The sequence below is a fragment of the Daejeonella sp. genome, from assembly GCF_037719425.1.
Lineage (GTDB): Bacteria > Bacteroidota > Bacteroidia > Sphingobacteriales > Sphingobacteriaceae > Daejeonella.
In genome coordinates, this window is the sequence record NZ_JBBJNI010000023.1 from 23,966 (window position 1) to 36,741 (window position 12,776).

At 43.7% G+C, this 12,776-nt stretch carries 13 protein-coding genes and 1 pseudogene; 2 read left to right on the forward strand and 12 right to left on the reverse strand.

What is annotated here, in order from left to right; translation table 11 throughout:
- Nucleotides 1-2: 2 nt before the first annotated feature.
- Nucleotides 3-557, forward strand: a complete 555-nt coding sequence (locus WKF69_RS05025; protein ID WP_340380010.1) for a shikimate kinase — start codon at nucleotides 3-5, stop codon at nucleotides 555-557.
- 184 nt (nucleotides 558-741) lie between these two features.
- Here the strand turns inward: WKF69_RS05025 and WKF69_RS05030 are convergent, their stop codons facing one another.
- The 7 genes from WKF69_RS05030 to kbl all read right to left on the reverse strand — a co-directional run bounded on the left by WKF69_RS05030 (nucleotide 742) and on the right by kbl (nucleotide 6,917).
- Nucleotides 742-1,251, reverse strand: a complete 510-nt coding sequence (locus WKF69_RS05030) for a phosphoribosyltransferase family protein (protein ID WP_340380011.1) — start codon at nucleotides 1,249-1,251, stop codon at nucleotides 742-744.
- A gap of 115 nt (nucleotides 1,252-1,366) precedes the next feature.
- Complete coding sequence (locus WKF69_RS05035) at nucleotides 1,367-1,759, reverse strand: hypothetical protein (RefSeq protein WP_340380013.1); 393 nt, start codon at nucleotides 1,757-1,759, stop codon at nucleotides 1,367-1,369.
- Nucleotides 1,760-1,767: 8 nt separating this feature from the next.
- Nucleotides 1,768-3,195, reverse strand: coding sequence for a 23S rRNA (uracil(1939)-C(5))-methyltransferase RlmD (gene rlmD, locus WKF69_RS05040; protein ID WP_340380015.1), 1,428 nt, complete (start codon nucleotides 3,193-3,195; stop codon nucleotides 1,768-1,770).
- A 450-nt stretch (nucleotides 3,196-3,645) separates the two neighbouring features.
- Nucleotides 3,646-4,221 (reverse strand): TetR/AcrR family transcriptional regulator, encoded by a 576-nt coding sequence (locus WKF69_RS05045; RefSeq protein ID WP_340380016.1) that lies wholly within the window; start codon nucleotides 4,219-4,221, stop codon nucleotides 3,646-3,648.
- Nucleotide 4,222: 1 nt separating this feature from the next.
- On the reverse strand, nucleotides 4,223-4,639 hold the full coding sequence (locus WKF69_RS05050; protein WP_340380017.1) for a hypothetical protein: 417 nt from the start codon (nucleotides 4,637-4,639) through the stop codon (nucleotides 4,223-4,225).
- Nucleotides 4,639-5,673, reverse strand: coding sequence for a phenylalanine--tRNA ligase subunit alpha (pheS, locus tag WKF69_RS05055; protein ID WP_340380019.1), 1,035 nt, complete (start codon nucleotides 5,671-5,673; stop codon nucleotides 4,639-4,641). The genes WKF69_RS05050 and pheS overlap by 1 nt, the downstream gene beginning before the upstream one ends.
- A 50-nt stretch (nucleotides 5,674-5,723) precedes the next feature.
- Entirely contained in the window at nucleotides 5,724-6,917 is a 1,194-nt protein-coding gene (gene kbl / locus WKF69_RS05060) for a glycine C-acetyltransferase (RefSeq protein ID WP_340380021.1), read from the reverse strand.
- Nucleotides 6,918-7,040: 123 nt separating this feature from the next.
- Here kbl and WKF69_RS05065 point away from each other — a divergent pair, with 123 nt between their 5' ends.
- Complete coding sequence (locus WKF69_RS05065) at nucleotides 7,041-9,494, forward strand: DUF5686 and carboxypeptidase regulatory-like domain-containing protein (protein WP_340380023.1); 2,454 nt, start codon at nucleotides 7,041-7,043, stop codon at nucleotides 9,492-9,494.
- Between the two features lie 222 nt (nucleotides 9,495-9,716).
- On the opposite strand, the gene WKF69_RS05070 is transcribed toward WKF69_RS05065, so the two are convergent.
- The 5 genes and pseudogenes from WKF69_RS05070 to WKF69_RS05090 all read right to left on the reverse strand — a co-directional run.
- Nucleotides 9,717-10,682: an NAD(P)-dependent alcohol dehydrogenase gene (locus tag WKF69_RS05070; RefSeq protein WP_340380025.1), complete on the reverse strand. Its 966-nt coding sequence runs from the start codon at nucleotides 10,680-10,682 to the stop codon at nucleotides 9,717-9,719.
- 71 nt (nucleotides 10,683-10,753) lie between these two features.
- Entirely contained in the window at nucleotides 10,754-11,254 is a 501-nt protein-coding gene (locus WKF69_RS05075; protein WP_340380027.1) for a DUF1648 domain-containing protein, read from the reverse strand.
- 10 nt (nucleotides 11,255-11,264) lie between these two features.
- Nucleotides 11,265-11,687, reverse strand: a complete 423-nt coding sequence (locus WKF69_RS05080; protein ID WP_340380029.1) for a DUF1801 domain-containing protein — start codon at nucleotides 11,685-11,687, stop codon at nucleotides 11,265-11,267.
- Between the two features lie 186 nt (nucleotides 11,688-11,873).
- Nucleotides 11,874-12,419: a hypothetical protein gene (locus tag WKF69_RS05085; protein ID WP_340380031.1), complete on the reverse strand. Its 546-nt coding sequence runs from the start codon at nucleotides 12,417-12,419 to the stop codon at nucleotides 11,874-11,876.
- Between the two features lie 106 nt (nucleotides 12,420-12,525).
- Nucleotides 12,526-12,776, reverse strand: a pseudogene (locus WKF69_RS05090) (nitroreductase family protein); the annotation flags it as partial.

Consider the following 12,776-nt stretch of genomic DNA (forward strand, 5'->3'; position numbering starts at 1 on the left):
CAGTGAGGATAAACCTCCTGAATAAAAAAGGTGAAGAGAAATTTATGAAGGTATTTCTGATCGGATTTATGGGTAGCGGTAAAACTACCATTGGGAAAAAGCTTGCGAACTATTTGAAATTCGACTTTATAGACCTTGATAAATTTATCGAAGCCAAGGCAGGCATGAGCATAGCTGACTATTTTGCTGCTCATGGTGAGGAGGAGTTCCGCAAGATGGAACAGGAAGTATTAAAAAATACCCATTACCCTGAAAATGTGATCATAGCCACTGGCGGGGGTACCCCTACCTACGACGACAATATGGATTGGATGAACGAGAATGGGAAAGTAGCTTATCTCTCATTGTCTCCAAAAGCACTGGCTTCAAGGCTGGAGCATTCAACTACAGACCGGCCTTTGATCAGGGATCTTAAAGGGGAAGCACTGGTTGATTTCATTACGGGAAAACTGAAGGAACGAGAGCCATTCTATAACCAATCGAAGTGTGTGATCAGCGCAAGCGATCTCACAGCAGAAAGGCTGGCGTTTTATTTGAATTTGAGTTATCCGGTATGATTGCTTCGCTTCGCTCGCAATGACAAGTGTTTTGCTTCGTTTCGCTTGCTATGAAAAGGGCTTCGCTTCGCTCGCAATGACACGTACACCATTAAGACGGGATCGGTAAGAGATAGCAAATTTTCAGTTTTCAGTTTTCCACTCTCCACTTTTCCCGTAGGGATTCCTACGGAACAACTCTCCACTAACTCAAATAAACCGCGTCCGCTTCCGATTTCACTCCCATTACCACATCAACGTGTTCTTTTAAAATAGTGGCCAGTTCAAGCCCTGTATAATCTGGTGAAACCGGGAAAATACGGTGACTGCGGTCTATTAGCACGAGTGTCCTTAATTTTTTAAGCGGGATGTCAAGAAATACGCCCAGTCCGTAAGCAAGGGTCCGTCCGCTGTTAAGTACATCGTCAACAAGTATAACCACTTTATTCGATGCTTCAGCTACTTCAATATCAGTGATAGCCTGGAGATGGGTAGTACTTTTGTCCAGCTCTATCTTCATTAAAGTGATCTTGATTTCGGAAATTGACTCAAGAGCTTTTTTTATCTGCTTAGCGATTGTATATCCTTTATCGACAATACCAGCCATGATGATTTCCTTTTCATTTAGATTATCTTCAAGGATCTCATAAGCCATGCGCTCAATCTTCTGCTGGATCTGTTTCTTATCAAGTATCAATAATTTCTTTGCAGTCATCTTCCGTCAAATTTCGTTTGAAAATACATATTCTCCAAGAAATGAAGGTCTCTTAATAAAATATTTCCAATCTTCATGCAACGTTGGATCATGTGAAATTGTCTGAAGCTCCCTTTTACTGGTACGGAAAGAAAACAAAATTTGCTCCTTCAGGAACGATTACAAAGACGCACATGAACTGATAAGCGTCTTTATATTGTTTAAGGAATTTGTCCTGCTTATCAGGAAGTATAAGCCCGTTCTCTATAAATTCTTCCATTGTCGAAGCATGAATGCTCCAATCTGTATTCAGATCATTCTTGTCCAGAATTACCTCGCCTAATTTCACCTCATGCTGGTGCGCCACGAAGATGGGATATGCCGAGATGCCCTCGACCATTATTTCAACAGCTACTTCCTTAAGTGATTCATTATAGAACTTAAGGTCAGATTCGAGGCTTTTTAAAGGACTTTCCTTTTTAGCTTCCTCACCATCTCCTTCCGGATTTAACAGGTCTTTAATATCCATAACAATAATTATAACAGCTCCGGCCGGTTCTTGTTGAGCGTTAACAACGCTACATTCTCAACGTGCTGAGTATGCGGGAACATGTCTACCGGACGGATGCGGGTTACCTCATACTTTTCTTTAAGCAAGGAAATGTCCCGTGCCTGGGTTGCCGCATTACAGCTTACATATACAATTTTTTCGGCCTCCATTTCAAGAAGACGGTTAACCACATCCTGATGCATCCCAGCACGGGGTGGGTCAGTTATAACTACATCAGGTTTTCCATGTTCGGCAATGAATTCTGAATTAAGGATATCCTTCATATCGCCGGCGTAGAAAGCGGTATTGGTTATATTATTGATGTCGGAATTGATCTTCGCATCTTCAATAGCTGTCGGAACATACTCAATACCAACAACCTGTTTTACATCTGCCGCAACAAAGTTAGCGATCGTTCCGGCGCCTGTGTATAGATCGTAAACCAGCTCGTCACCTTTAAAGCCGGCAAAATCCTTGGTTATTTTATATAACTCAAACGCTTGCTCGGAGTTTGTCTGATAGAATGACTTTGGGCCGATCTTAAATTTGAGCCCATCCATATTCTCGAAGATATGATCCGGTCCGTTGTAGATATGAATATCCTGATCAAAAATCGTATCGTTTTTCTTTTGATTTATGATGTAAAGCAGGGATGTTATTGCAGGGAATTCGTTTTTGAGAAACTCCATCATTCCAGGGATCTGTTCCCCGGTAGGATAAGCAAACACCACAATAACCATCAGCTCGCCGATGCTTGAGGTCCTGATGATCAGGTTTCTCAATGCACCTTCGTGATTCCGGAGATTATAAAAAGAGATGCCTTGCGCAAGAGCGTATTCCCGAACCCTGTTCCGGATGTCATTGGATGGGTCGGCCTGAAGATGGCAATGTTCTATGTCCAGGATCTTGTCAAACCTGCCGGGGATATGATAGCCAAGCGCATTCATTTCCATGTTTCCCTCAGATCTCATATCCTCATCCGTAAGCCATCGCTTGTCGGAAAAGGTGTATTCCAGTTTATTCCTGTAGTAGCGTGAGGCCTTGGATCCAAGGATGGTCTCCATACCGGAAATGTCAACCTTTGCCAGGCGCTGTAGAGCATCACCGACACTCTTCTGTTTGAATTGAAGTTGCGATTCGTAGGTGAGGTGCTGCCATTTGCAGCCCCCGCAAACGCCGAAATGCTGGCAGAACGGATCAGTCCGGTGCTCTGACGGCCTCACCAGGTTTTGGATCCTGCCTTCGTAGAATTTCTTCTTCCTTCGCACAAGCTCAACATCGACGAGGTCGCCCGGGACAGCTTTATCAATAAATATTACGAGGTCATCTGACTTACCTACTCCCTTACCTTCTTCAGCAATATCTATTACTTCGATGTTTTGCAAGAACTTTTTATCTGCCGGCACTTTTTTCATGAGCGGCAAAATTAGGGAATAGTTGTTAGTTGTTGGTAGTTAGTTGTTAGAAAATAGTAAACGAGGTATGAGGTATGAGGTAAGGTAGCCAAATTTTACACAGCGTTTCCAGCATTGTCAATTGTTCAAGTCAATTAATTGGGTTAGACTGCAGTTTGGTTTGTAAGGCTCAATATTAGCTAAGGCTCTTAAAAATCAAACTGCTCATCGATCAAAATAGAAATTTCTAAAATCTCTTTGCTCATGGCTATTTGTATGGCTACTGTTACAAATATGGCAATAATTATACTAAAAACCAAATGGGTATAAAGTTGGATGAAAGAACCAAGAGCCATGAACCAAGACGAATTCTACTTATAAACTTAAATGAGGACTGTAGAGGTAAGTACACAACGAGCATCGTTCATCACGATAGCTCATACCTCATACCTCCGGCTTCAGACTTCAGTCCTATTTCACAGCAGCCTTTACCAGATAAGGCAGAATTTCCTTTTGAAAAGAAATAAAGTTCTTCCGTACATCAGAATCGCTCACGGAAGTAAACGCAAATGAGAATACTATGCTTTTACTGGCTTTTATAAGGAAGCGAAGCCTTGCGATATAGTCATCAGCTTCGAAAAGCTTTGTTTCATTGAAAGAGTTGATCAACAGTTCCTCCAGGTCGTCGGAAAGAGACTTTAAGAATTCCTGGGAGTTAGCCGACTCGCGAATGAACTCCCAGCCTATGAATTCATTGCAAACGGTATAAGACAGACGGCTTGTTTTCAGAATAATACTGCTCAAGTATGCTTCTTCATCCAGGTCCTCGGATGGATTATGGATGATCTCATGCACACTGTGCTGAATATATTCCATCAGGATAGCCTGCAGGAGCAGTTCTTTACTCTCAAAGTATTTGTAGATGGTAGCCTTTGCGATCTTAGCCCGCTTGGCAATTTCGTTTACGCTCGTTTTATGGTAACCGTATTTCCTGAACAGATCCTGGGCCGCTTTTTTTATACTTTCCTTTATTTTATCGACTTCCATCTTAATTGGTTACAGCGAGCGTAAAATTAGTAATTATTACATTATATTCTTTTAAGCCTCTTTTCGCAGGTGCTTTGACTGGCGACCCGTCATACATCGAAAACTTAGCGCCGCTGCATGGGTCTGTAGCAGTTAAGTTCGGGTCATCAGGCACAACAGCACATTGCTGCAGAGGATTCACAGAACTGCAGCGGTCAAAAGCCACGTACTCGTTATTTGGTTTCTTGTAAATGATAAGGCCCGCGACACCGGTGTTAGTTCCCTTGTTTACGACGAGCAGGCCATTAATACTCTTTATGCTAAATTCCTGCAGCGTGATCTGATAATTCACATACACGTTCGGAATCCTATCCTCATCATCCTTCGAACAGGATAAGAGTATAAAACTTAACAATATAAAAGCTGGCCTTAAGCTCATTAGATCATTTCTGATTGAAACTGCTTTAAAAAGCGCACGTCATTTTCAGAGAACAGCCTCAGATCCTTGATCTGGTATTTCAGATTAGTGATCCTTTCGATGCCCATTCCAAATGCGTAGCCGGTATATTTTTTACTGTCGATCTCACAGTTGTCCAAAACATTAGGATCGACCATTCCGCAGCCCAGTATCTCAACCCAGCCGCTGTGCTTGCAAAACTGGCAGCCATCTCCTTTACAGATCGTGCAGGAAATGTCCATTTCTGCAGAAGGTTCTGTAAACGGAAAATATGAAGGCCGGAACCGAACTTTCGTCCCTTCACCAAACAGCTCCTGCACAAAGTAAAACAGGGTCTGCTTCAGATCAGCAAAAGAAACATTCTCATCGATATACAATCCCTCCACCTGGTGAAAGAAACAATGCGCACGCGCAGATATCGCTTCATTGCGGTATACCCGTCCCGGCATAATTGCCCTGAATGGCGGCTTCCCTGCTTCCATCATTCTCACCTGTACTGATGAGGTGTGGGTACGCAAAGCGATGTCACCTTTTTCTCCACCCTTCTTAATAAAGAAAGTATCCTGCATGTCACGCGCGGGATGTTCTTCAGGAAAGTTCAATGCAGAGAAGTTATGCCAGTCATCTTCAATTTCAGGACCTTCAGCGACGTGGAAGCCAAGCTTATTGAAAATACCGATGATCTCTTTTCGCACAAGCGAAAGCGGATGACGTGCACCAAGCTCAAAGCCCTGTCCCGGTAAGGTCAGGTCCTGCTCAGATCCGGTGCTGCTTTCCTCAGATTCTGAAGCCTCTTTAAGCTCCTGGTATTTACTTTCGGCAGTTTGTTTAAATTCATTCAACACCTTTCCCATCACCCTTTTCTCTTCCGAAGAAACAGTCTTAAACTCTTCAAAAAGATCTTTGATGATACCCTTTGTACCCAGGAATTTTATCCTGAAGGTTTCCAGCTCATCTGCTTTTTTGGTCTGAAATGAATTTATCTCACTGAGGTATTGATCGATCTTCTGCTGCATGTTATATGTTGATATTATATACGGATATTCTCTTATAACCGTTTTAATGTTTAGTTGTTCAGTACGCCCAGTTCTTTGCCAATCTTGGTGAATGCGGCGATCGCTTTGTCCAAATGTCTCCTCTCATGGGCAGCTGAAAGCTGTACCCTGATCCTTGCTTTTCCTTTCGGAACGACAGGGAAGTAAAAGCCGATCACATAAATACCTTCTTTAAGGAGTTTCGCTGCGAAGTCCTGAGCAAGCGTTGCTTCATAAAGCATGATCGGTACGATAGGGTGAACGCCCGGCTTAATATCAAAGCCAGCTGCAGTCATTTTTTCGCGGAAGTATTTCGTGTTCTCCTCCAGCTTATCCCGCAGGTTGGTTGTCTCACTGAGCATGTCAAGTACTGCAATAGATGCCCCAACAATGGATGGGGCCAGGGTATTGGAAAACAGATACGGCCTTGAACGCTGGCGTAACATGCTGATAACTTCCTTCGGGCCGGATGTGAATCCGCCGGAAGCGCCGCCCAGAGCCTTGCCCAGCGTACCAGTGATAATGTCAACCCTGCCCATCACATTATGATGCTCGTGAGTACCGCGGCCAGTTTTCCCAAGGAAACCAGACGAATGACATTCATCAATCATAACCAATGCGTTATAACTATCTGCAAGGTCACAGATTTTGTCTAATTGGGCGATGGTGCCATCCATAGAGAACGACCCGTCGGTAACTATGATGCGGTGACGGAGGTTTTGGGTTTCCTGAAGTTTTGCTTCCAGGTCTGCCATATTATCGTGTTCGTAGCGATACCGCTGAGCTTTACATAAACGCACGCCATCAATTATGGAAGCGTGGTTCAGCGTATCCGAAATGATGGCATCTTCCTCATTAAATAAAGGCTCAAACACACCACCGTTGGCATCAAAAGCTGCTGCATAAAGTATGGTATCTTCTGTTCCAAGGAACTTAGAGATCTTTTTCTCCAGCTCTTTGTGAATATCCTGTGTGCCGCAGATAAAACGAACGGACGACATACCAAAGCCATGAGAATCGATCGCTTTCTTCGCTGCTTCAATAACTTTGGGATGCGAGGAAAGACCCAGGTAATTATTAGCACAGAAATTAATTACCTCCTGGCCGCCTTCCACCTGGATATCTGCGCCCTGAGGCGAGATAATTATTCTTTCACGTTTATATAAGCCTGCTATTTCAATTTCTTCAAGCTCTTTTTCCAATACAGGCTGCAGTGTTTTATACATAAAGGGTTGCTTTTGAGTCTGCAAAATTACGAATTCCGCAGACTTTAACCTTCCTTAACAATTACATCTGTACGTATATATGTAATTTGCGTAACCTTTTACATTAATATTCGTCTTGACTCCATGAAGTTTCTCCTTTCCTGCATACTTTCTTTTATAACCTTAACCCTATCGGCACAGTCATTAACCGTGCGCGGAAAGATCACGGACCATAAGGGGCAGCCTATACCATTTGCGAGTATTTATGAGAAGAATACCACTATCGGAACTTCAGCTAACAGCGAAGGCGAGTATTCTCTTAAGCTGAGTGCCGGCAAACACGATCTGTATTACCGGGCTATCGGGTACCGTCAGGAAATAAAGGAAATTGATCTTAAAACTAATTACAACCTGGATGTAAGCCTTGCGGAGGCTGTATTTGAATTAGCGGATGTTGTTGTCAAGGCCGGAGACGTAGATCCTGCCTATGAAGTGATCAGGAACGCGATCAGGAAAAGGAAGGCGCACCTTCGCGAGGCGGATGAATACAGCACCGACGTGTATATCAAAGGCATGCAGAAAATGCTGGCTGCTCCAAAGAAATTCCTCGGCAAAAACATTGATGACCTTGGTAAAGAGATCGGCCTGGATTCAAACCGTACCGGTATTTTTTATCTCTCTGAATCAGAATCCAGGCTGAGCTATAAGCAGCCCGGCAGCTATCACGAAGAAATGATCTCATCCAAAGTGTCGGGGAGCAACCGGTCGTTCAGCTTTAACCGCGCTTCTGAAATAAACATTAACTTCTATGAGAATATCATAACGATGGAGGGTATAAGCAACCGCCCTTTCATATCCCCGATATCCGAAAATGCACTGTTCTATTACGATTACAAGCTTATTGGAACCAGTATGGAAAATGGTGAGCTGGTAAATAAGATCGAGCTGATCCCAAAACGAGGTGCTGATCCCGTATTCAGAGGCAATATTTATATCATTGAAGACAGCTGGCGGATCCACAGCTCTGATCTCATGATCACCAAGCAGGCGAATATCAATTTTGTCGATACCCTGAATATCCGCCAGCAATACATTCCTGTCAGCTCGCGTGTCTGGCTGCCTTCTTCTATGAGGTATGATTTTACCGGCGGTTTCTTTGGTTTTCGCTTTGGCGGATATTACCTCGCGCTGTATAAAAATTATGACCTTAACCCGGGCTTAAGCAACAAAGATTTCGTTGAAGTCTTGAAGATCACGCGGGAAGTTAATAAGAAAGACAGTGCCTACTGGACACAGGCGCGCCCCGTTCCGCTGACCGAAGAAGAAAGGAAAGATTATGAGAAGAAAGCAGTTCTGGCTTTAAAAAGAGAGTCAAAGCCCTATCTGGATTCCCTCGACAAGGTTCATAATAAGTTTAAGCCGGTGCAGTTCATTGTCGGCTCGGGATACAGCCCGAGGAACCGCTTCAAAAAAGAATATTACACCTTCAGTTCGCTCATCAATTCGGTTTTCTATAATACTGTTGAAGGCTTTGGAATTAACTATCAGGCTACCTATTCCAAACGCCTGGATTCGCTCACCAATAAGTTTGTAAATTTTGCCGGAAAGGTGCGTTATGGCTTCTCCAGTGAAAAACTTTATGGAAGTGTCTCAGGGAATATCCCTGTAAAAGATGCAACCCTGTCTATTGGCCTTGGCTCTGATGTTCTTGATCTGAATAACCAGGGCAGTATCAGCCAGCTGGGTAATTCGATCAACTCCCTGCTTTACGAGCGGAACCTGCTCAAACTTTATGAAAAGAAATTTGTCTCGGCGACAATGTCCCAGCGCTTTGGAGGTTTTATGGGAAGCGTAAGTACGGAATGGGCAAACCGGGTTAGTTTACAAAATACTTCTGATTATACTATCCGCGATCTGAAGAGCCGCGCTTTTACATCGAATAACCCTCTTGAATCGATACTGGCGAACGGGCCCTTATTTCCTGAAAATCAATCTTTCAAACTCTCTTTTCGGGGAACCTACGATTTCAGTAATAAGTACGCCACTTATCCCTCCGGGAAGATCCATCAGCCTTCAAAATATCCGCGGTTAGGTGTCACGTATACAACAGCTCTGGAAGGGATTTTTGGTTCTGATGTCAGCTACGATCTGTTATCTGTTGATCTTACCAAATCAGATATTAAGCTCGGGATGTACGGTCAGTTTAAATTCTGGGTTGGAGCAGGTCAGTTCCTGAATAATAACAACGTTTATTTCCCCGACTACAAACATTTCGTTGGGAACCTTAGCCTGAGCTACATTCCTAAGATCAATAATTTCCTGTTCCTGGATTTCTATAAAAACAGCACAGCCGACAAGTTTGCGGAAGCCCATTTGGAGCATAATTTCTCAGGCTTCATTACCAACAAGCTTCCTCTGATCCGCAAGCTGAAACTGAAGGAAGTGGTAGGGTTCAACTACCTGGCTACCTCGGCATTGAAGAACTATAATGAAGTGTACTTTGGACTGGAATACCTGACCTTTCGGGTGATGTATGGTATGGCTTATGATAATGGGAGGCAGGTTGATAAGGGGGTGAGGATTGCTTATGGGTTTTAACAAGTTGAGAGTTGAGAGTGGAGAGTTGAGAGTGGCTGGGCGGATAGAGCGGCTCTTGGTTTCATGAGGTCGGAGGCCGGAGGTCTGAAGTTTGAAGTCTGAAGTGGAAAACCGTAGGGATCCTATCGGAAAAACTGAAAACTGAAAACTGAAAACTGAAAACTGAAAACTGAAACTTGAAACCTGATTACTGATTACTGAAAATAGTGATTTGCAAGTTAATCACGATATCACCTTAACCACCACTTTGCCCTTATGAAGCCCCTCGCCAAACAGCCTGAATAAGCGGGGAACCTCTTCTAAACTATAAGGCCCGTCGATCACGGGTTTGATCTTGCCGGCTTCGAACAACTCCTTCATATAAGCCAGGTCTTTATTAGCTTTCAGGGCAACGATCAGTATCTGCTTTTTGCTGAATATTGAAGCCGCACGGCCAAAGATCAAAGCCGACAATAAACGTGAAATCGAACCGCCAACTGTAACATACCTGCCATTCGGGTTCAGTACGCGGGTGTAATGGGAGAGGGGGCGATTGGTTTTCACGTCGAGTATAAGGTCGTACTTCTTGCTGCTTTGCGTAAAATCTTCCTTCTGATAATCGATTACATGATCAAATCCCATAGAACGCAGCATGTCCAGTTTCTCAGCACGGTCCACACCCGTAACTTCAACGCCGTATAATTTAGCGATCTGAATCGCAAATGTGCCAACCCCGCCTCCCGCTCCATTGATCAGCAGCTTTTGTCCGGATTGAAGGTTCCCTTTATCCAGCAGACCTTGTACCGCCAGCATTGCAGCCTGGGGTATTGCCGATGCCTGCTCAAAGCTCATGCTCTCCGGTTTAATGGCCAGCATATTTTCCGGCGCGCACACATATTCAGCAAATCCTCCCCAGCGACCGCTCAGGTCTCCGTACACATTATCCCCTGCCTTAAACTTCGTGATGCCTTTACCCACCGCTTCCACAGTCCCAGCAATGTCCGATCCGAGGATCTGAATTTTTGGCTTACGAATCCCGTTAAGCATCCGGTTAACGAAATCGCCTTCAAGGAGGCCCATATCCCAGTCATTAAGTGATGCGGCGTGAACTTTTATCAGGATTTCATTATCCTTAGGAACCGGCTTGCTGATCTCCTTTAGTTCAAGGACATCCGGGGTTCCGTATTTGGTGTAGACGATAGCTTTCATCTTAGGCTTCTATGTATGGTGCATTTGAAAGATAGGTGCGATCAATGTCAATCCCCTACAAGCTTGCATCTCTATTTTATTTTTATAGATTTAATTATAAAAAACGCTATCGGAATAAAGATCATTCCTAAGGTTAATGGTAAAAACCAAAAAGTTAGTTCCTCAGATTCTCCCATGCTACTTTGGATTGTTTCGAATGAAATCAATCCGAAAATAAGGACAATTGTTACTTTCAGGAAACGCATCATTTTCGTAGCATTTGTATACTGCCTTAACGCATTTTCTGTTGTTATTTCAACTAAATAGTTAAAGACATGCGGCATACGGTTTAGAAGCGTCATAAAAAGAAACAGCATGCTTGCAACTATTGTTAAAGTAAAGATATTGCCTTTTGCACCATACCGGTCTGGTTGGCCTGAGCCGTTAAAGTGAGTCGGGATGTTGTCAGGCAGATTAGGGTAATTTGCTAGAACCAGGATCCAAAATGCCAAAAGTGCAAGCCAGCCTAAAGTTTCCAGCGCTATATCAAATGCTGTAAGTTCGATTTTGATTTTTGGTCTCGGTGTATTCATCGACAATATTCTACTCGCGGCTAGCGGATGCTTCTATCATTCCCTTCAGGACCTTCATATCAACATCCGCCAGTTTATTGATGTAGAGGCAGCCCACGCCGGTCTTGTGTTTGCCGAGCTTTTCAAGAGCATCGGCATGCTCCTTGATGCCCCCGCTGATGTATAGGGACAGGTTCGCTTTACGCGGAGAAAAACCTATCCGAAGCCAATCTACTTCCCGGCCGGTGGTGGCGCTTTTGTACCGTTTATTGCCGAAGCCAATAATCGAGCTGCTCCATAGTACGGGCTCTTCACCTGTGGCTTTTTTAAAGATCTCCAAAAGTACAAAGCTGTCTTTACGCTTTTGCTCATCCAGAGCATTGATAAAATCTTCTACGCTCGCAGCGGTAGGCTTTGTTTTTATCTCAGCGAGTTTTGATTTCTTTTCAGCCATGACGTGGTTTATTGCGTTATACTAATCTAAGCAAATTGGAGGACTATGGTGTAGTCCAACCTGATGAGTTTACTAGCGGTAATTGCCGTGCAAAGCGGTTAGTCTTAGAAGTTGAAACGACGCTTGGGCCGCGTGTCGTTGACGAGATCCCCGATTAAATCGGGGAACATCACCCAACCAATCAAACTAAACATGCCCAATCTGCCAGACATTCTTAAAATGTGCCATGAAGTGATCTTTGGTTTTTAGTTCCTCTTCATCAAGATAGCTTTGCACTACTCCTATAATGGATTCAGTGTCGAGGTCGAATTCCAGGATGCTGGCCCAAAAGCCCGTTCCGTTGATAGACATTTTTAAAAGGCTGCTTTTATCGAGGTATTCAAATTCAGCCGGATCTGGCTTTTCCGTTCCGTTGATAATAGAAAAAGTCACTACATCATCCAGATCGGGAAACTTCATTTCTGCCGGTTCGGGTTCTTTGTCAAACTCCTCCAGGATCTCTTCCTTGTACTGCTTCCAGAACGCCCTCACCCTGACCATCATGTCGTCGATCTCCTCTTTTGGGTAGTCCTCAAAGCTGTCTATTTCATCAACCACCACAATCTCTTCCGGATCAGGCTCATAATCAATCAGGAACAGAGCCCGGGGTTTGCTGGTGTGATAGATATACCTGAGGAAGCCATATTCATCCAGCATATTTTCAGCAAACAAAAACTCAGCGCTCGGTTCCATAGGTTAAAGATAAGGACACGGTGAAGATAAGGCAAAAAGTTGTTTTAAGAATTGGATGGAAGCCTAACATTTTGGATCCCGCACCATATGGCGTTCTTTGTTCACTCTAAATCCAAACACAGATTTCTGAAATGGTTTTTCTTTTTAAATCCGGAACCCAACACTCTTCTGCAGGGTAACCAACAGGGATTAGTAAAAAAGGCTTCTCATTTTCGGGACGGTTTAAAATTTTAGATAGAAATTTCATCGGGCTTGGTGTATGAGTTAATGCAACCAAACCTGCATCATGAATTGCAGCAAGTAAAAATCCGCAGGCAATACCGCAACTTTCGGTTACATAATAATTTTGATGTTTGT